We start from the raw sequence: 18,475 nt of genomic DNA, 5'->3' as shown, positions 1-18,475 counted from the left end.
CTTGGGGGATTATATTAAAGGGTAATACCCTTTGTTAATTGTTTTGCTGCACCTTCATCTGTAATTAGAATTGAAGTGTGCCCTTGCTTTATTACAGCCTGTATTGCCTTTGCCTTTGAAGAACCTCCAGCGACTGCAACAACGTGAGATACATTTTGTAAATCTTCAAGTTGCATACCAACTGTTCTTACTTTATGAACAACATTTCCTTGTTCATTAAAGTAGTAACCGAAAGCTTCGCCAACTGCTTCGTTTGCTTGAATCTTTAACCAATCTGCTTCCGAAGTACTTCTGCGACGTGCCATTGTTAACGCATCACCGATTCCATGAATGACGATATTGGAAGATCGAATCAACTCAAGAACTTCTTTCACGGAGGGCTCTGTCACAATAGACGCATATGCTTCGCTACTAACATGGTCTGGAACATACAATAAGCGATAATTACTCATCGTATTTTGCGCCATCTTGGCACAAATGGTATTGGCTTCTAATTCAACACCTTCTCCAATTCCACCACGTGCTGGGACAAATAGCATATGTAAATCTTTGCAATCAAGTTGCATCATGTCCGCAGCAGCAGCTAGCGTAGTTCCTCCAGCCACAGCAACGATATTATTCGCTGTCAGACGGTCTTTTATACAAGTCACACAAGCACGGCCCATCTCCAGTTTGACCCACGGCGATTCATCACTATCACCAGGGACAACGAAAACTTCATCCAAGTCTAATGTTTCCTTAAGTTGCTTTTCTAAAACCTTTAACCCGGAAATTTCTTTCATAAAGTCTTCCAAAGCAAGAACTAAAGCTGTTCCTTCTTCTGTCAAAGTCATTCCAGAAGAAGCGACGTGAACTAAGTTTTGTTCTTTCAAAACTTGAACTTCACTTCGCAATACTCGTTCTGTCATACCGAGACTTGCTGATAAGTTTCTTCTTCCAATCGGCTGCATGAGCCTAATGTATTGAAGAATTTGCATTCTCGTTTGCATAACAGGTAGCAGATCAGGTAATAATTTTTTTGTGTTCTGAATCCATGAGCGCATATCTTTTCTCCTCACTACATTGGTTCATTTTTCCTTTGTGGTCACTTTACGTCCCGTAGTGACATTTTGTGTCCCACATAGGTTAAAAAAATAATCCCTGCTACGTGTATTATTGTAACAGGAGATAGAAACTTATTCAACTCTTAACTGCATTCTTTATATAGTTTATTATGACACCTTTGTGAATGTTACCATATTCTACTTGTTTTCCGCCTATTTCTACAACCGGAATCATTAAATGATATTTTTCTAAAAGGTCATTATCTTCATATATATCTATTTCCTCGATTTGAAAAGAATATTCACATTGTACTTCTTGTAAAACTTGTTTCGCCTGCACGCAAAGACCACAATCTACTTTTGTATATAATACAACTTTCATCTTCTTCACCTATCCGATCGTTTTTCGTAATGATGAAGCTGGGATATGCATTTGTTCTCTATACTTCGCCACTGTTCTTCGAGAAATAACAATTTCATGCTCTTCTTCTAATAATTTTGAAATCTTTTGATCTGAGAGTGGCTTTTTCTTGTTCTCTGCTTCCACAAGCGTTTGAATAAACTGTTTCACTCGCTTCGTTGAAACTGCCTCATCCTCTGTCGTCGAAACTGCATTACTAAAGAACGATTTCATCTCAAATAAACCGTGTGGTGTTTGCACATACTTATTTCTTGTTGCACGACTAATCGTAGACTCATGCACACTTAGCTCTTCCGCCACCTCTTTTAAAGCGAGTGGCTTCAAATACGCTGGACCTTCCCAAAAGAAATCACGTTGTTTTTCCATAATAATCGTCATCACTTGCAGAAGTGTTTGTTTTCTCTGTTTCAAACTGCGCATAATCCATTGCACATGCTGATACTTTTCTGAAACGTAAGATGCTACTTCACTTTCACTATTATTAAGAAGTGCACTGTACTCAGAGTGAATTTCAATTCTCGGCATATTTCTCTCATTCATCTGTAAAACGAGGCGATCGCCTTCTTTTTTCACTGCCATATCAGGCACAATATACAGTGGTTTATCCGAAGAATACGCAAGGCCTGGTTTCGGCTGCAATGATGTAATACAGTTCACCGCCGATTGTAATTCTTCATTACTACACTTCAGCACATGAACGAGCTTTCGCCAATCCTTCTTCACGAAATAAGCAAAGTGCTCCTCTACAATATCTTCCGCTAATCCATCCCTTCTTTGTAAGCGCTTCAATTGTAAAATTAGACATTCCTGAATATTACGTGCTCCTACCCCTGCTGGCTCAAGTGATTGGACAATCTCTACAGAGCGATCGACTACATGAAGCGGTGCAGAAAGGAGATCTGCTAACTCTTCATTCGTTTCTTGTAAATACCCATTTCCATCCATGTTCATAATAATGAAAGAAGCTACTTTTCGCTCTTCTTCTTCTATTTTATAATACTGTATTTGATTTAATAAATGTTGCTGAATCGTCATGGAATCCACACTGTAGATTTCCATCTGATTATCGACTTGTTTGCTGGTACTTTTACTTTTGTTAGAGCTCTTCTTCTTCTCCCTCTCAAAACCACCTAACTCAATAAGGGGATTCTCTAACGATTGCTCATACAAAAACTCCGATAATTCTTGTACATTATACTGAAGCATTGTAATCGCTTGCCTTAACTCTTGTGTCATTGCCAAACGTAAGCTTTGTTCTTGTAAAAGACTTGCCTTCAAACTAATCTCCCCCTTGTTTCTATTGTACAATAAGTTTGGTAAAAGGAGAATCCTATCGCAGACACCCATTCCAAAATATTATTAATTTATATGTATTAATGAGATTTACAACTTACAACCGAAATTTGAATAATATTGAAAGAAAATAATAGTGCACAAAAATTAGAACCACATACTAATAGTAAATCTTATCACTAGATATAACAATAGGGAAATAAAAAAGAAGATAGAATACAACTCTATCTTCTCGTGTATAAAACAATAAAATTTCATAGAAAACAACAAATCTTTAACTATAAATATTGAAAGAACTAAATTTATAACGTAAAATTTTCCATTATATACAACAATTAGAACGGGAGATGAATCATGCAAAAAATACTTCGAAGTATACCTTCATTAGGAGTTAACCTGGCATCATGTATCATTCTGCTAATCATGTGTTGGAGTATCTTTCAACAACAAGATTTGGCATTTAGTCCTTTTATCATCTTTGGGATATGTGCTTTCATCATTTTCATATATGCCCTCGTTTTCTTAACAAGAAATATAAGCACAAAAAAATACGTCTATACGATAAGCATCGTTTATCTACTGATATCTATCATAATTATTAAATTAGTCCCTTCGTCTCCAATTTCTGATTTTCAGTACATGTTGGATGGAGCTAAAGAATTAGCCGCTGGCAACATGAAAGCCATTAAGGATAATCAGTACTTCTTTTGGAATACTACTCAGTTGGGCTTTACAATTTACGAGGCACTTGTTCTTACATTAACCTCACATAGTTACTTTGCCTTACAGTTCTTGAATATTGTGTATACATTGCTAACAGGTTTAGCTATTTTTTACATAGCTAAACACCGATTAAACAATGAAACCTTCGGGCGATTTGGTTTCATTTTATACGTAACATCTATTAACTTATTTTTACTAGTCCCTGTGCTCACAAATCAGCATCTTTCTATGATGTTGTTTTCTTGGGGAACTTATCACCTATTAGCACGCGATGAAAATAAAAATTACATAAATATGGTTTTTGGTGGTCTGCTATTCGCTTTAGGAAATATTATTTATCCTATTGGGATCCTATTTTTAATAGCTGCCGGGCTTTTCCTTTTATTCTTTCACAGCAATATTTTAAAAAGGAATTTCATTTCTTCTATAACATTTATTTCTACATACTTAGTTATCTTATATACTTTAGCCTATATTCCTGTAATGCTTAATATTTCACATAACCCAATAACCAATGCGGATTCTGGCTGGAAATTTGTTATAGGCTTGAATAAAGAATCTAACGGCCAATATTCCTTAGAGGACTTCGCTAAATTAAGACAAAGTATTGTCGATTTTGATATAGAGGAACATAATCGAATTCAAAAACAATTAATTAAAGAAAGAACCGAAAATTTAACCGACCTTATCCCTCTTATGAACAAAAAAAATATTATTATGTGGGGTAGTCCAACAGATTCTTATGCATATATCCCTATAAATGATATCGCCAGAAATACTATTAACGATGTTTCATTTATAAAACTAGACTTTATACACTATGTATCGATTATGTTGCTGAGCATGGGTTCTGTCTTTATTTTTCTTTTCAGTTCTCCATTTAAAAATTTAAACATGAAGTATTTTCAAATTCTGATTATCGGTGCTTTTCTCATTTACTTAGTGACTGAAGTTCAAATTCGTTATCGCTATTTCTTCTTCCCGATCTTCATTATACTTGCAGCCTTTACTTTGCAATATATAATGAATTTATCATTATTTAAAATGAATAAAGCGCAATCTGGTTCAACGGCATCCACTGATTCATAACCCTTACCAATCTGGTATTCACGGGACAAACAATACAATTATGAATAAAAAAATCCCTAACTTACAACGATGTAAGTTAGGGATTTTTAACGCGCCCAGAGGGATTCGAACCCCCGGCAGACGTGGTACCGGAAACCACCGCTCTATCCGACTGAGCTATGGGCGCATGATTATAAAATATACTTCATTTTCTCTTCATAATAATAGCAATAAAAACCATTTAAATCAATAAAAACTCTTTGATAACACATTGTACGTACGCTTTTTCCTGCATAAAAACGCCCCCTAATTTCTACATTTAGGAGGCAATTCTTAACCATCTTATTTATCTAGTTTCTTTTTAATCCCTTTTGGAATTTCATTTGGCTGTACTTCTTAGTATGTTTCAATATATTCACCTTTTGTTTTAACCTTTACATATGCCCCTTCTCTAAGTCCACGCGGCGCATAAAACTTAACATCTCTTTCTTCACCAGAAGCGAATTAACCAGTAAATTTATAGTCTCCAGCTACCTCTCCAACTGTGGATAATCGGCCGGATTCTTTCGCTTTTACATATACAAAGTCTTCTTTCACAAGCGGATTATATCTATCAATCACCTCATTATGAGAAAAGCTTGCCACACCAATAACTAATATAAAAATTTCCAATTAAACCCATTTTCCTCTCCTTAACATATCCTTTTAACTTGCTTTACATTCTTTATTCTATGAGAAAAAGTTTTTCCACTATCGCTTACCCTTACGTATTCATTACAAAATTGTAATCTACACGTGTAATACACCTAAATTTTCCAATCATAAATTCACCTCAACTCACAAATTATAAACTTTGAATTGATATTCCAAAGGGGGCTTCATTCAATGACTGTAATTACAAAACTAAAGCAAACTGTTTCTGGATTAAAAAGTGCACAAGCTAGCTTAGAGGGATTCGCTCTTGATACGGATAATCAACAAGCAAAGCAACTTTTCCAAACAGCTGCAGAGCAAACGCAAACTATTATTGATTCTTTAAACCCACGCGTTGAAGAAGTCCAACAAGAAGAACCACAATATTCACAGCAATAACCGAAAGTACCATTTCATCTAATGGTACACAATTTGAGAAAAAGGGTGATATGCAATCATCCTTTTTCTCACATTACATAATGCAGATAGAAATGGAATGATTATAATGCGAAAACTCGGAATCATAACCGCGTTATTTATGCTGCTATTCGGTTCACTTACCGGATGTGATAATAGCCCGTTAGATAAAAAGGTAAAGAAAGAAGAAGCGAAGCGAACAGATGAGAAAAAAGGTCCTAAATTAACAAAAATGAGTACAGAATCCTTTAATCAATCTATATCGCAAGACGCTAAGAAAAGAGCTCTTGCTATGGAGGGAATTATAGAAGCTACCGCAGTTAATACAAATTTAGATCTTTACATAGCCATCAAACCTGAACATCACGAAAGATTTGGTTTAAAACCTTTACGAAGTAAATTAAAAAAGAAACTAAGTGATGAAAATCCTACTTTTGATATTCATGTAAGTACAGACAAAAAGATCTTTATGCTCATAGAAGAACTTGAAAACAAAATTAAGAAAAAGAAAGTAAGTAACGACGGCATCAAAAAACAATTGAAGCTCATTCAATCAGAAATGGGATCTAATATTTAAGCTTTCTAATAGAAAAGGAAGGATTCAAATGTCTAGTAAAGATAAAAACTTAACACCTGTACAACAAGAATATAAAAAATTCGAACAACAGCGCGAACCGAAGCGCCCCGTTTTAAAAAATTGTATAAAAGCTTTTTTCGTCGGCGGATTCATTTGTCTAATAGGCCAACTGATTTCTACCTTTTATATTACGTATTTTGATTTCACTGAGCGCTCTGCCGGGAACCCTACCGTTGCAACTCTTATTTTTATCTCCATGCTACTTACGGGATTTGGCGTATACGATCGCCTTGGACAATTTGCTGGTGCTGGTACCGCAGTTCCCGTCACTGGATTTGGTAATTCTGTTATTGCCGCATGTATTGAACACCGTACAGAAGGATTCGTTCTCGGCGTTGGTGGTAACATGTTTAAACTAGCAGGATCAGTCATCTTATTTGGCGTATTTTCCGCTTTCGTCATCGCACTTATTAAAACGATTCTCGTTCAATGGGGAGGGTTATAAATGTTACAAGGACACCGAACATGGGTATTCGAAAACAAACCAGTTATTATTTCAACAGGTGTAATCGGTGGCCCCTTTGAGGCAAAGGGAAAAATCCCTGAAGACTTCGATACCCTTCATGAAGATTTATGGCTCGGACAAGATTCCTACGAAAAAGCACATAAAATTTTGTTTGAAGAAGCTTGTAGCCGTGCTACAGAAAAAGCGAGACTTAGGAAAGATGATATTCAATTCGTTCTCGCTGGAGATTTAATTAACCAAATTACGCCTACTAGCTTTGCATGCCGCACACTTGGCACACCTTATCTCGGATTATTTGGCGCTTGCTCTACTTCTATGGAAGGTTTAGCGCTCGGTGCAAGTATCGTAAATGCAAAAGGCGCAAAATATTTATTAACTGGAGCTTCAAGCCATAACGCTGCCGTGGAAAAACAATTTCGTTATCCAACTGAATATGGTGGTCAAAAACCTCCTACGGCCCAGTGGACAGTAACTGGTGCGGGCGCAGCTATTTTAAGCGATACAGGACATGGCCCAAGAGTAACTTCCGCCACAATTGGGCGCATTGTTGATATGGGATTAACTGATCCATTTAATATGGGAGGTGCAATGGCCCCTGCTGCTGTCGATACAATTGAAGCTCATTTAAGAGAAAGAAATCTTGATGCATCTCACTATGATTTAATCGTAACAGGCGACCTCGGACATGTTGGACGCGAAATTGCTTATGACTTACTACATAAACATGGAACAGAAGTAACGAGTGAACAATTTCAAGACTGCGGACTACTCATTTATAGAGAAGGTCAACCTGTAATAGCCGGCGGAAGTGGTCCAGGCTGTTCAGCGACAGTCGTATACGGTCACTTATTAAACCGAATGAAAAGAGGAGAATTCAAAAAAATACTTGTCGTTGCGACAGGCGCTTTACTATCTCCACTTACATTCCAACAAGAAGAAACGATTCCGTGTATCGCCCACGCCGTTTCGATTGAATTTGGAGGTGCAACGCAATGATTTTCTTCTGGGCTTTTGTAATCGGTGGACTTATATGTGTAATTGGACAACTTATGTTTGATGTCGGCAAACTAACACCAGCTCATACAATGGCAACACTCGTTGTTGCTGGAGCTATATTAGACGGATTCAATTTGTATGAACCACTAATTGATTTCGCCGGAGCTGGGGCAACTGTACCTATTACAAGTTTTGGAAATGCCCTCGTTCACGGCGCGATGGAAGAAGCTGCAAAACATGGAATCGTCGGCGTAATTACTGGTATGTTTAAAGTAACGAGCGCAGGTGTATCCGCAGCGATTATTTTCGGCTTCATTGGAGCATTACTATTTAAACCGAAAGGATAAGAGGTGTTTGCATGACTGTTATCGCTAGCGTAAAAACTTGTCTTGCTAGTTTAAGGGGTGCTCAAGCAAGTTTAAGTTCCCTTTCATTAAATTCACAGGATGAAGAATCAAAACGCGTATTTCATGAATGTATGTTAGAAATGGACAGCGTCATCGCTGATGTTAAGGATAGAGTTTCAGTATTAGAACGTGAAGAACCTCAATATAAAGGGTTTTAAGCAGACTGGAGGAAATCGCTATGTCTCACCTACCTGAATGGACACTTGTCATTCTCCGTTCTGTTTTTATATTAATCATGTTATTCGCTATTACAAAATGGTTAGGGAAAAGACAAATCTCCCAACTTTCCTTTTTTGAATACATAGCTGGAATGACGATTGGTGACATCGCTGCCCAAGTATCTACAGGGCTCGATCAAAAGTTTTTCCATGGCGTCTTTGCGATACTCATTTTTGCTGCGGTACCCTTTTTCACAGGAATCCTCTCTTTAAAGAACAAAACAGCTCGAGATTTTTTTGAAGGGAAGTCTACCGTATTAATAAAAGATGGAAAAATACTTGAAGATAACTTAAAGAAAGAAAAATATACAAGTGACGAATTACTTGAACTACTCCGAGGAAAAAATGCATTCAGCGTAGCGGATGTTGAATTTGCTGTACTAGAACCGAGCGGTGAATTAAATGTATTATTAAAGAAAGATCGCCAACCACTTACAGCAAAAGACGTAGGTTTAAAAGTACCAAACGAGAAGGAACCACAAACTGTTATTATGGATGGAAATGTACTAGATGAACCTCTGTCATCAAGCGGGCATAACCGCGCTTGGCTACATTCAGAATTAGAAAAGCTCGGCGTTGTCATTGAAAATGTTTTTCTCGGTCAAGTTGACTCGTACGGGCAACTTACTATCGACATTTATAATGACAAACTCCAAATGCCTTCTCCTCAAAACAAACCTTTATTATTGGCATCTTTAAAAAAATGTCATGCTGATCTTGAGCTATTTTCTTTAGAAACAAAATCGAAATCAGCAAGCGAAATGTATAGTAAAAACGCGAAACAAATCGAAAAGATTTTAAATAGAGTAACCTATCTTTTAAAAGAATAAATATCGAAAGAACGCTTCAATCAAAAGGCGTTCTTTTCTTTTTTTCTACAGTTTTCATGACGTTTAAATTTATGTAATTCGGTTATGATGTTGAAGATACATAAGCAGGGAATTTCAAAAACATAGCGAATATTTCATGGTACAACTACATATTTTTTTGATTTAAAGTGGTTTCGTTTGACCTTTATTGACCATAATTGTATTATAAGACTAAGAAAGCTTTAGAAGGAGGAAATAACAGATGAATTTAATTCCTACAGTAATTGAACAAACAAATCGTGGAGAACGCGCTTACGATATTTACTCTCGACTATTAAAAGACCGCATCATTATGCTTGGTAGTGCAATTGATGACAACGTAGCTAACTCAATTGTTTCCCAGCTTTTATTCTTGGAATCTCAAGATCCAGAAAAAGATATTCACATCTACATCAATAGCCCTGGTGGTTCTATCACAGCAGGTATGGCAATTTACGATACAATGCAGTTTATTAAACCACAAGTATCAACAATCTGTATCGGTATGGCTGCATCTATGGGTGCATTCTTACTTGCAGCAGGTGAAAAAGGAAAACGTTTCGCTCTTCCTAACAGTGAAGTAATGATTCACCAACCACTTGGCGGAGCACAAGGTCAAGCGACTGAAATCGAAATCGCTGCAAAACGTATCCTATTCTTACGTGAAAAATTAAACCAAATTCTTGCTGACCGCACAGGTCAACCACTTGAAGTACTACAACGCGACACAGACCGCGACAACTTCATGACAGCAGAAAGAGCTTTAGAATACGGCTTAATTGATAAGATCTTTACAAATCGTTAATAGATTTAAAGCGGAAGCGGCTCGTTTAGAACAGGAGGAAGTTGGAACCCCTTCATCCGAGGCGCTTTTTGCCTCGAATGAAGGGGCGAAGCGACCGGAGATTCTAGCCGCCGGAGCTGGATACACTTAAAAGCAGAAGCGCCCTATTACAGGGCGCTTTTTTATTATCATGTCCTCCGTCTGTATACCCATCCTGGTATCCCCCTAAATATATCAACGATTTGTCAATTATATCGAACAAAACTCAAATTATATCAACGGTTCGACACAACATATCGATTTACCGACAATCTACGACAAGGACAAACCAGCTACATACCCCCTATCCCGCAAACTCCCCTTAAGTAAACAGCAAAAACAAAAAAGCTATCGCACATGCGCGATAGCCATTTTATTGTACATATGCAGCTAATGCTTCTAAAGCCTCTTCTGCATCTGAACCTTCTGTTGTAATTGTTATCATGCTACCAGTTCCGATTGCTAAGCTCATAATCCCCATTATGCTCTTTGCATTTACTGTCTTTCCATCTTTCTCAATAAAGATATCTGCATGAAAGCGATTTGCCTCTTGTACAAACAACGCAGCCGGACGTGCTTGCAAGCCGTTTTTTAATGAAACTTTAACCTGTTTTTGAACCACAGCTCCATTTCCCCTTTAACCTCTTATTTTTTTGCTATCGTTTCCCCCGCGCGTAATTTCTCTGCAATATCATCGATTTTACGCAAACGATGATTAATACCCGATTTACTAATTTTCCCCCCGGATACCATCTCACCTAACTCTTTCAATGTTACATCTTGATAATCTCTTCGTAGTTGCGCAATTTCTCTTAGTTTATCTGGCAAAATATCTAGACCAACTGACTCATCAATATAGCGGATATTTTCAATCTGCCTTAGCGCTGCACCAATTGTTTTATTTAAATTAGCTGTTTCACAGTTCACTAGTCGATTCACTGAATTACGCATATCACGAACAATTCGAATATCTTCAAATCTTAAAAGTGCGTTATGAGCACCTATAATATTTAAAAATTCCGTAATTTTTTCTGCTTCTTTCAAATACGTAATGTACCCTTTTCTTCTTTCCAACGTCTTACTATTTAAATCAAATCCGTTCATCAGTTCACATATAGCATCATTATGTTCCTTATATAACGAAAAGATCTCTAAATGATAAGATGATGTTTCTGGGTTATTTACTGAACCACCTGCTAAAAATGCACCTCGTAAATACGATCGTTTACAACATTTCTTCTCAATTAATTCTTGTGATATATTTCGAATAAATGAAAAGTCGTCCCGGACAATATGGAGATCTGCTAATATTTCACGAGACTTCTCAACAAGCCGCACAATATATACATTATTTTTCTTCAATCGCATTTTTTTACGAACAAGTAATTCTACCGTTACGTCATATCCTTTTTTCAAAAGCGTATAAATCCTTCTTGCAATTGCCGCATTTTCCGTTTGAATATCGATAGATAGACGACGATTTGAAAAAGAAAGCGACCCGTTCATTCGAAGTAATGCTGATAATTCTACTTTCTCACAGCATTCCTTCACCTCAAGATTCGTCAACTCTTTCTTTGTTTCCGATGCAAATGACACAGTCAACACCTCCTTATACGATTATTATGGAACAAAAATCTTGTCCTATATGAATGAGGAGCGTTACCTCAAAACGAGGTAACGCACATTTATAACAGTGAATATAAAATAGAAGCTAACTTTAACGTATCATGCCTTACAACACGCTCATCATACTTCGCTAATCTATCTTGAATGACATCAATATTATTTTCAATAAAACGCTCTTCATCCACTACAACTGGTGTCGACATTTCTTCCTCGTATAACTTGCGTAATTCACAAGGAATATCACGATTATTTACAATTGCAGTATCGATAAATGGTTGCCCTAAATGATCATGTAACGCCTGCACATGATCAAACGCAGTATACCCCATCGTTTCACCCGCTTGTGTCATAACATTACATACATATACCTTCTTTGCTTTTGCAGCAAGAACGGCGTCCCCAATTTTATTAACAACTAAATTCGGCAATATACTCGTATACAAACTTCCTGGACCGAAAACAAGTAAATCAGCTCGTTTAATCTCAGCTAACGTTTCATGTAACGGCTCTACATCTTCTGGAGTTAAAAAGACACGGTTAATCTTCTTTCCGAAATACGGAATCTTTGATTCACCTGTTACAATTTCTCCATCCTCTAGTTCCGCATGCAGTACTGCACTTTGATTCGCTGCTGGTAATACACGTCCTCTGACATTTAATACTTTACTCGTTTCTGTAATTGCATGGAAAAAGTCTCCTGTAATCGAGGTCATACCTGCCAATAACAGATTTCCTAACGCATGACCTTTCAGTCCGTCTCCCGTTGTGAAACGATGCTGAAATAAAGCTTCCACCAGGGGCTCTACATCCGACAGTGCAACAAGTACGTTACGAATGTCACCTGGGGGTGGAATTTCTAGCTCATCACGTAATCTACCTGAACTGCCACCATCATCAGCGATTGTAACAACTGCTGTAATATCAACAGGATATTGCTTTAATCCTCTTAATAAAACAGAGAGTCCAGTTCCTCCTCCCATGATGACAATTTTAGGTTTTCTCTCTTTTTTCATCCCCTAATGGCCCTTTCTCTTCTCCACATCACGATGAGATACATGAACGCTATACTCTGGTTTCAAATGTTTCCCAAGGTACTCTGTAAGCGTAACAGAACGATGCTGTCCACCTGTACATCCAATTGCAATTACAAGTTGACTTTTGCCTTCTCTTTTATAATGAGGCAGCATGAAAGTAATGAGATCTATCAGTTTCTCTAAAAACTTATGTGTCTCATTAAATTTCAGTACATACGACGAAACTTCTTCATCTAGTCCTGTTAATGGCTTCATATGTGGAATGTAATATGGATTTGGTAAAAAACGAACATCAAATACTAAATCTGCATCAATTGGAATACCGTACTTAAATCCAAAGGACATAACATTTACACGAAATGCTTGCTCAGTTTCAGTAGAAAACAAATGAACAATTTTTTCACGTAATTCTTTCGGTTTTAAATCCGATGTATCAAGCACAATATTCGCTCGTGCCTTCATATCTGTTAATAAACTACGCTCCGCTTCGATTCCCTTTAACGGCAAACCAGTCGGCGCAAGCGGATGCGAACGTCTCGTTTCTTTATAACGAGTTACAAGCGTACTATCTTTCGCATCTAAAAATAAAATATGAGGAATAATCCATGTACGTTCTGATAAATCATCAAGCGCTCCCCATAAATGTTCGAAAAACTCTCGGCCACGTAAATCAACGCCAAGCGCTACTTTATTCATTTTCCCTTTTGAATCCGACATAAGCTCAATAAACTTCGGCAATAACATCGGCGGTAAATTATCTACACAAAAATATCCTAAATCTTCAAAACTTTGTAAAGCTACTGTTTTTCCGGCTCCAGACATTCCTGTAATAATCACCATTTTTATATCATTATTCTCTGTCATCGTATCCTCTCCTTGGCAATTTAACTCGGATCTAATCGATATGAAAGCAGCTCAAAATCTGGGGTATATACAAATGTACCGTAGATTATACCATTCCCTTTAATTAAATAATCAATAATGTGATAATCTCCTGGCGCCATTGCTAAATCATCAATCTTATCAAATGTATGCCAACCAATGATGCCTTCTTCGCTCTCTAGTTTGTTTTCTCCTGCAAAATCTGTCGCTAAAAAGGAGAACATCATCCATTCAGAAACAACTTTATCACCTTCTTGGATGACAAAAGTGAAGACCCCTTTTAACGCTGGGTTCTTTAAATAAATACCTGTTTCTTCACGATACTCGCGAACAACGGAATCTCTTACTGTCTCACCACGCTCCATCTTCCCGCCTGGTGCAACCCACCAATTTCGGCGAGGTTTTTGGAGTAAGAGTACTTCATTATCTCTAATTAACACACAGTTTGTCACTCTTTGCATGTTTCTTCACCTCAGCTACTTGCAGCAAAATTTATCACTGCATACTCATTTCATTATACTATCAAAAACAGTTTGCTACAACGAAGGAGCCAGTCCTCTTTCGCTAAACACATAGTCCTCAACAATTGTAAAAAAGCTTTCTATAACAAGCAATCTAAATGCTTGCAATTACAATGAATCACACATAAAAATCCCCTTAACGATTTTTATCGCTAAGGGGATTACATTCTTTATTTCTTACCGAAATAAGTAACAATCGTAAATCCTAAAATGAAGGTAATGATCGAACTTACAATTGAAAATCCGCCAGTTGGAATACCAGGGAAAACAATTACAATCGAACCGATAACAAGTCCAATAATTACTGCAAATGTCATATTTTTATAACGATCTAATAAAAAGCTAATTCCTTTACTACTTACAACAAATCCGACCATAACACCAGCACCAATAACCATAATTAATGGTAAATTAAGTGTAGTTAAAGCGTTAATTGCCGTTGGATAAACACCAATAATTAATAAAATAAACGATCCGCTAATTCCAGGAAGGAGCATAGCCATACTAGCCATCCATCCTGCGAAAAATAAACCGATTGCATTTAAAATTGTTAACGTCGTAATTGGATCTGCTGCCTTATCTGGCTTAAAGAACGCTGTTATCGCAACAAGAATAGCTGCAATTATTAATAAAGCGATGTGCTTACCTTTAAACGTCGCCTTTGCATCAGCTTCTCTCATTAACATCGGTAATATACTAATAATTAAACCGAGGAAGAAAAATTGAGTCGGTTCATAATGATTTGCAAGTAAATATTTAATAACGTGACTTAACGTTAAAAACGCTGCCGCCACACCAGCTGCAAGGGGAATTAAAAATCCTAAATGTTTTTTCCATTCACGACTAAAGAACCCGCTAATTGCCGCAAGCAATTGTTCATAAATCCCTAACACTACAGCGATTGTACCGCCGCTCACACCAGGAATTAAATCACTAACTCCCATACAAAATCCACGATATATATTACGCCATTCCATACTGAATAAATTCCTCATTTCTTATAGTGATTTTTTCCGTAAAGTCCAGTATATCAATAAGAAAGCTTATAATCCTAATTGTTTTTGACAAAACTTTGACATTTTTACATAAAAAAAGAAAGCTCCTATCGGTAGCTTTCTTCTCAAAAGGAGTATTACCCCTTATTTTTCTGTTACAGTTTTTAATTCCTCTAATAATTCTTCTACGTAATGTTGTGCACTTTGTGCAGCAATACTACCGTCACCTGTTGCCGTTACAATTTGACGAAGCATTTTTTCACGAACATCACCTGCTGCGAAAATACCAGGAACTTTCGTTTCCATACGCTCGTTCGTTTCAAGGTAACCATTTTCATTTGTAATACCTAGTTCAACAAATGGTTTTGATAAAGGTAACATACCGATGTATACGAAAACGCCATCAGTTTTTACTTCTTTCTCTTCTCCACTATTTACGTCTACAAGTGTTACACTTCCTACTTTACCATTTGCATCATTAATTTCTTTTATAGTGTGATTCCAAATGAAATCCACTTTCTCGTTTTGGAATGCACGATCTTGTAAAATTTTCTGTGCACGAAGAGTATCACGACGGTGAACGATTGTTACTTTTGATGCGAAGCGCGTTAAGAACACACCCTCTTCAACAGCTGAATCTCCGCCTCCAATAACAACGAGTTCTTTTCCTTTAAAGAATGCCCCATCACATACTGCACAATATGATACACCGCGGCCGCCAAGCTCTGTTTCACCTGGCACACCAATTTTTTTATATTCTGCACCGCTTGCAACGATAATTGCACGTGCTTTATATTCTTTTTTACCAGCAATAATTGTTTTGTATTCTTTACCATCGATGACTGCTTTCACATCACCATATGCATATTCAGCACCAAATTTCTTCGCATGCTCGAACATTTTATTTGATAAGTCTGGTCCTAAAATAGACTCATAACCTGGATAATTTTCTACATCTTCTGTGTTTGCCATTTGGCCACCTGGAATACCACGCTCAAGCATTAATGTGCTTAAATTCGCACGAGATGTATATACTGCAGCTGTCATACCAGCTGGTCCTGCACCAATAATAATGACATCATAAATTTTTTCTTCTGACACACCATTCACTCCTATCCATTCCTACACAATTAAGTTACCCTCATTATACTGTTAGCATCATTTTTTTCCCAATGATTTGCTTATACTATGTGTGCGTACGCTTAACAGCTTGCACATACTTTCGAACAGTCCCTACAGATACATTATATACATCTCCAAGCTCCGACTGTGTCATCTTATTTCCTTGTTCGCCGCGCACAATATATTCAATTGCCGCCGACCAACCGTACACGTTTGTAAAAACAGACCCGGATGTATATAAACGTATGAACGTACAAAACCAAAAGTGTAAACACTCTTCGATTAGTTCATCGTCCTTTTTCGTATAATTATATAATGCGTCCGCGATTCGCGCGCATTGTTCAAATTGCTGTAAATCAGCAGGAATACCTTTATGACTATTAAGTAAAAAGAAATACTTTGCAAGTTGCGATACAATTGGAACACCATTTTTCACTTGCGTTACATCAAAAAAGAATCCGACCTTCTCTGGTGTTGACAATTCATTCATTAAATATAAAGCTAGCATTTGCTCCTCTAGCGTCGCACTTTGCTGAAATGACTTTTGTAATTCTTCAAACAACACGTTTTGCCCTTCATCCGCTAAATTTAGTGCGTTCCACGGCTCTTTTCCTTTTTTATCAGGGTGCAATTCTACTACATGTTGCCACATTTTTTCAGCTACTTGCTGATTTTTCACCATATACGCAGAATACGCAAACCAATAATAAAAACTTACGTCTCCCTCATATCCTTGACGCTTTAATACTTTGAACCACTTATATGCATGCTCGAAATAACCAATTGTTGCAAGGGTCGTTCCAAGTTTCAAACGATGTTCAAATGAAATCGGATATACTGAAACTAGCTGTCCCGCTAATGCTTCTACTTGTTTATGTTCCCCAATTGAATATAGAAAAATAAGCGTATTACAAAGCGCATGTATATTACCAGGATTTTTCTCTAAAATCATTTCCGTTAATTTCAACGCTTTGTCTACATTACCAGATTGAAAATGTGCGATGGCTAAATTATTATGACCCGACCAAAATTCCGGATAATCTTTCGTAACAATTTCTAATGTAGCAATTGCTTCTTCTAATTGTCCATTACGAATATAACGATTTGCCTCTTCTTGCATAACAATTAAATCATCTTCATCCTCAATCTCTTCCGCACCCATTGCTTCTTCTTCCATAATCTCAAGCAATTCTAATGTATCTTCTACAAATTCCTTCTCTTTCGCAACTTCTAAATATCGATCCGCATACTTCTTCGCTTGTTGAAATAAACCCATATATGCATAATTATTTGCAATAAAATAATAGCATTGTTCAAGTTCAGGGTTGGATCTAGCAAGCTTTAGAAATATCTGATTCGACTCTTGGTATTCACCAGCCTCAGATAACGCTATTGCTAATTGGCATAAAATAAACGGCTCCTTCTCGCTTTGTGCCGCTCTTCGAAAATATTTAATTGCATCTTGCAATTTTTGCCCTTTGTAAGCCCTCATCCCTTTTTTATAAAAGAAGTCCGCTAATTGGTTAAAAGAGATAACTTGTCCGTTCTCCTTATATATCCTTTGATTTTTCCCCATATATCCTCCAGTTTTTTGTTTTCTTCGCTCACACATTCTTCTATCTATAAGTATAAACGATTCCGTAAAAAACAAAACAGTATATTATACTCAATTATTTCCTTTTTATTCATAAAAAAAGAAAAGAAATGTTACATTTTTAGCATCAACCTTCTCGAGCCGCCATTTCCTCTTTCGTATAAATAATACGCATTGGATTTCCACCTACGAAAGCGCCGCTCGGTACATCTTTATGGACAAGTGTTCCAGCCGAAACAATGGCGCTATCTCCAATCCTTACCCCCGGTAAGATTGTCGTGTTCGCTCCAATCATCACTTCATTTCCTATGACAATCTCTCCAAGTCGATATTCACGAATCAAATATTCATGCGCTAAAAGCGTTGTATTGTATCCGATAATTGAATTGTCACCCACAGTGATTTTTTCGGGAAACATAATATCGGGCATAACCATAAGTGCAAATGATGTTTTTTCTCCTACTTTCATTCCTAAAAACGTACGATATAACCAATTCTTCACAGATAAAAACGGTGTGTAACGTGCAATTTGAATAATAATAAAGTTTTTCATTACCTTCCAAAAAGAAACGGTTTTATACACATTCCATAATGAATTCTCTCCTGAAACAGGATAGCGCGTTGTCCGTCGCACTTAATCCTCTCCTC

The 18,475-nt window shown here is 37.0% G+C and carries 21 protein-coding genes, 1 tRNA gene and 2 pseudogenes; 9 read left to right on the top strand and 15 right to left on the bottom strand.

Features of this window, described 5'->3' with window-relative positions; translation table 11 throughout:
- Positions 1-14: 14 nt before the first annotated feature.
- From cggR to rpoN, 3 genes are all read right to left on the bottom strand, one after another.
- A complete protein-coding gene (cggR, locus tag ACS2MN_RS20390; RefSeq protein WP_001258184.1) occupies positions 15-1,043 on the bottom strand; it encodes a gapA transcriptional regulator CggR in 1,029 nt (342 codons plus the stop codon).
- 136 nt (positions 1,044-1,179) lie between these two features.
- Entirely contained in the window at positions 1,180-1,425 is a 246-nt protein-coding gene (locus ACS2MN_RS20385; protein ID WP_000869744.1) for a glutaredoxin family protein, read from the bottom strand.
- A 9-nt stretch (positions 1,426-1,434) separates the two neighbouring features.
- On the bottom strand, positions 1,435-2,742 hold the full coding sequence (gene rpoN, locus ACS2MN_RS20380) for an RNA polymerase factor sigma-54 (protein WP_000647943.1): 1,308 nt from the start codon (positions 2,740-2,742) through the stop codon (positions 1,435-1,437).
- A gap of 369 nt (positions 2,743-3,111) precedes the next feature.
- Between rpoN and ACS2MN_RS20375 the strand changes: the two genes are divergently transcribed.
- Entirely contained in the window at positions 3,112-4,569 is a 1,458-nt protein-coding gene (locus ACS2MN_RS20375) for a glycosyltransferase family 39 protein (RefSeq protein WP_001169543.1), read from the top strand.
- A gap of 90 nt (positions 4,570-4,659) precedes the next feature.
- On the opposite strand, the gene ACS2MN_RS20370 is transcribed toward ACS2MN_RS20375, so the two are convergent.
- The 3 genes and pseudogenes from ACS2MN_RS20370 to ACS2MN_RS20360 all read right to left on the bottom strand — a co-directional run bounded on the left by ACS2MN_RS20370 (position 4,660) and on the right by ACS2MN_RS20360 (position 5,230).
- Positions 4,660-4,735 (bottom strand) — tRNA-Arg (locus tag ACS2MN_RS20370).
- A gap of 209 nt (positions 4,736-4,944) precedes the next feature.
- Positions 4,945-5,001: pseudogene (locus ACS2MN_RS20365) on the bottom strand (YxeA family protein); the annotation flags it as partial.
- 51 nt (positions 5,002-5,052) lie between these two features.
- Positions 5,053-5,230 (bottom strand): annotated as a pseudogene (locus ACS2MN_RS20360) (ABC transporter ATP-binding protein).
- A gap of 203 nt (positions 5,231-5,433) precedes the next feature.
- Here ACS2MN_RS20360 and ACS2MN_RS20355 point away from each other — a divergent pair.
- The 8 genes from ACS2MN_RS20355 to clpP all read left to right on the top strand — a co-directional run bounded on the left by ACS2MN_RS20355 (position 5,434) and on the right by clpP (position 10,035).
- Positions 5,434-5,640 carry a DUF1657 domain-containing protein gene (locus tag ACS2MN_RS20355; protein WP_000216160.1) on the top strand — a complete coding sequence of 69 codons (207 nt, stop codon included), beginning with the start codon at positions 5,434-5,436 and terminating at the stop codon, positions 5,638-5,640.
- A gap of 106 nt (positions 5,641-5,746) precedes the next feature.
- Entirely contained in the window at positions 5,747-6,235 is a 489-nt protein-coding gene (locus ACS2MN_RS20350) for a YhcN/YlaJ family sporulation lipoprotein (protein WP_001228529.1), read from the top strand.
- Positions 6,236-6,263: 28 nt separating this feature from the next.
- Entirely contained in the window at positions 6,264-6,740 is a 477-nt protein-coding gene (gene spoVAC / locus ACS2MN_RS20345) for a stage V sporulation protein AC (RefSeq protein ID WP_000095411.1), read from the top strand.
- Positions 6,741-7,757 (top strand): stage V sporulation protein AD, encoded by a 1,017-nt coding sequence (spoVAD, locus tag ACS2MN_RS20340; RefSeq protein WP_000938947.1) that lies wholly within the window; start codon positions 6,741-6,743, stop codon positions 7,755-7,757.
- On the top strand, positions 7,754-8,104 hold the full coding sequence (gene spoVAE, locus ACS2MN_RS20335; RefSeq protein ID WP_000575919.1) for a stage V sporulation protein AE: 351 nt from the start codon (positions 7,754-7,756) through the stop codon (positions 8,102-8,104). The genes spoVAD and spoVAE overlap by 4 nt, the downstream gene beginning before the upstream one ends.
- An 11-nt stretch (positions 8,105-8,115) precedes the next feature.
- Positions 8,116-8,322 carry a DUF1657 domain-containing protein gene (locus tag ACS2MN_RS20330; RefSeq protein WP_000215895.1) on the top strand — a complete coding sequence of 69 codons (207 nt, stop codon included), beginning with the start codon at positions 8,116-8,118 and terminating at the stop codon, positions 8,320-8,322.
- A gap of 20 nt (positions 8,323-8,342) precedes the next feature.
- The gene (locus ACS2MN_RS20325; RefSeq protein WP_000018941.1) at positions 8,343-9,212 is read left to right on the top strand and encodes a DUF421 domain-containing protein; all 870 of its coding nucleotides are present in this window, start codon (positions 8,343-8,345) and stop codon (positions 9,210-9,212) included.
- A 241-nt stretch (positions 9,213-9,453) separates the two neighbouring features.
- Entirely contained in the window at positions 9,454-10,035 is a 582-nt protein-coding gene (gene clpP / locus ACS2MN_RS20320; RefSeq protein ID WP_001049156.1) for an ATP-dependent Clp endopeptidase proteolytic subunit ClpP, read from the top strand.
- Positions 10,036-10,426: 391 nt separating this feature from the next.
- On the opposite strand, the gene ACS2MN_RS20315 is transcribed toward clpP, so the two are convergent.
- From ACS2MN_RS20315 to ACS2MN_RS20275, 9 genes are all read right to left on the bottom strand, one after another.
- Positions 10,427-10,675 (bottom strand): HPr family phosphocarrier protein, encoded by a 249-nt coding sequence (locus ACS2MN_RS20315; RefSeq protein WP_000250298.1) that lies wholly within the window; start codon positions 10,673-10,675, stop codon positions 10,427-10,429.
- 23 nt (positions 10,676-10,698) lie between these two features.
- Positions 10,699-11,649 (bottom strand): DNA-binding protein WhiA, encoded by a 951-nt coding sequence (whiA, locus tag ACS2MN_RS20310; protein ID WP_000006570.1) that lies wholly within the window; start codon positions 11,647-11,649, stop codon positions 10,699-10,701.
- 89 nt (positions 11,650-11,738) lie between these two features.
- Positions 11,739-12,692 (bottom strand): gluconeogenesis factor YvcK family protein, encoded by a 954-nt coding sequence (locus ACS2MN_RS20305; RefSeq protein WP_000712173.1) that lies wholly within the window; start codon positions 12,690-12,692, stop codon positions 11,739-11,741.
- Between the two features lie 3 nt (positions 12,693-12,695).
- Positions 12,696-13,577, bottom strand: a complete 882-nt coding sequence (gene rapZ / locus ACS2MN_RS20300) for an RNase adapter RapZ (RefSeq protein ID WP_000138467.1) — start codon at positions 13,575-13,577, stop codon at positions 12,696-12,698.
- A 20-nt stretch (positions 13,578-13,597) separates the two neighbouring features.
- Positions 13,598-14,056: an NUDIX hydrolase gene (locus ACS2MN_RS20295; protein ID WP_001190080.1), complete on the bottom strand. Its 459-nt coding sequence runs from the start codon at positions 14,054-14,056 to the stop codon at positions 13,598-13,600.
- Between the two features lie 230 nt (positions 14,057-14,286).
- The gene (locus tag ACS2MN_RS20290) at positions 14,287-15,093 is read right to left on the bottom strand and encodes a DUF368 domain-containing protein (RefSeq protein WP_000455191.1); all 807 of its coding nucleotides are present in this window, start codon (positions 15,091-15,093) and stop codon (positions 14,287-14,289) included.
- Positions 15,094-15,255: 162 nt separating this feature from the next.
- Positions 15,256-16,212 (bottom strand): thioredoxin-disulfide reductase, encoded by a 957-nt coding sequence (gene trxB / locus ACS2MN_RS20285; RefSeq protein ID WP_001288066.1) that lies wholly within the window; start codon positions 16,210-16,212, stop codon positions 15,256-15,258.
- A gap of 85 nt (positions 16,213-16,297) precedes the next feature.
- Positions 16,298-17,809, bottom strand: coding sequence for a tetratricopeptide repeat protein (locus tag ACS2MN_RS20280; protein ID WP_346994797.1), 1,512 nt, complete (start codon positions 17,807-17,809; stop codon positions 16,298-16,300).
- Between the two features lie 145 nt (positions 17,810-17,954).
- Positions 17,955-18,461, bottom strand: coding sequence for an acyltransferase (locus ACS2MN_RS20275; RefSeq protein ID WP_001255056.1), 507 nt, complete (start codon positions 18,459-18,461; stop codon positions 17,955-17,957).
- Between the last annotated feature and the right edge of the window lie 14 nt (positions 18,462-18,475).

The organism is Bacillus cereus group sp. BceL062 (assembly GCF_051780025.1).
GTDB classification, from domain to species: domain Bacteria; phylum Bacillota; class Bacilli; order Bacillales; family Bacillaceae_G; genus Bacillus_A; species Bacillus_A toyonensis.
This window is presented reverse-complemented; position numbering and strand designations above follow the sequence as displayed.

What these genes read in the sequence shown, in the direction of transcription:
- cggR (WP_001258184.1), bottom strand. Translation starts at nt 1,043, where the DNA reads ATGCGCTCATGGATTCAGAACACAAAAAAATTATTACCTGATCTGCTA.
- ACS2MN_RS20385 (WP_000869744.1), bottom strand. Translation starts at nt 1,425, where the DNA reads ATGAAAGTTGTATTATATACAAAAGTAGATTGTGGTCTTTGCGTGCAG.
- ACS2MN_RS20375 (WP_001169543.1), top strand. Translation starts at nt 3,112, where the DNA reads ATGCAAAAAATACTTCGAAGTATACCTTCATTAGGAGTTAACCTGGCA.
- ACS2MN_RS20355 (WP_000216160.1), top strand. Translation starts at nt 5,434, where the DNA reads ATGACTGTAATTACAAAACTAAAGCAAACTGTTTCTGGATTAAAAAGT.
- ACS2MN_RS20350 (WP_001228529.1), top strand. Translation starts at nt 5,747, where the DNA reads ATGCGAAAACTCGGAATCATAACCGCGTTATTTATGCTGCTATTCGGT.
- spoVAC (WP_000095411.1), top strand. Translation starts at nt 6,264, where the DNA reads ATGTCTAGTAAAGATAAAAACTTAACACCTGTACAACAAGAATATAAA.
- spoVAD (WP_000938947.1), top strand. Translation starts at nt 6,741, where the DNA reads ATGTTACAAGGACACCGAACATGGGTATTCGAAAACAAACCAGTTATT.
- spoVAE (WP_000575919.1), top strand. Translation starts at nt 7,754, where the DNA reads ATGATTTTCTTCTGGGCTTTTGTAATCGGTGGACTTATATGTGTAATT.
- ACS2MN_RS20330 (WP_000215895.1), top strand. Translation starts at nt 8,116, where the DNA reads ATGACTGTTATCGCTAGCGTAAAAACTTGTCTTGCTAGTTTAAGGGGT.
- ACS2MN_RS20325 (WP_000018941.1), top strand. Translation starts at nt 8,343, where the DNA reads ATGTCTCACCTACCTGAATGGACACTTGTCATTCTCCGTTCTGTTTTT.
- clpP (WP_001049156.1), top strand. Translation starts at nt 9,454, where the DNA reads ATGAATTTAATTCCTACAGTAATTGAACAAACAAATCGTGGAGAACGC.
- ACS2MN_RS20305 (WP_000712173.1), bottom strand. Translation starts at nt 12,692, where the DNA reads ATGAAAAAAGAGAGAAAACCTAAAATTGTCATCATGGGAGGAGGAACT.
- rapZ (WP_000138467.1), bottom strand. Translation starts at nt 13,577, where the DNA reads ATGACAGAGAATAATGATATAAAAATGGTGATTATTACAGGAATGTCT.
- ACS2MN_RS20295 (WP_001190080.1), bottom strand. Translation starts at nt 14,056, where the DNA reads ATGCAAAGAGTGACAAACTGTGTGTTAATTAGAGATAATGAAGTACTC.
- ACS2MN_RS20290 (WP_000455191.1), bottom strand. Translation starts at nt 15,093, where the DNA reads ATGGAATGGCGTAATATATATCGTGGATTTTGTATGGGAGTTAGTGAT.
- ACS2MN_RS20280 (WP_346994797.1), bottom strand. Translation starts at nt 17,809, where the DNA reads ATGGGGAAAAATCAAAGGATATATAAGGAGAACGGACAAGTTATCTCT.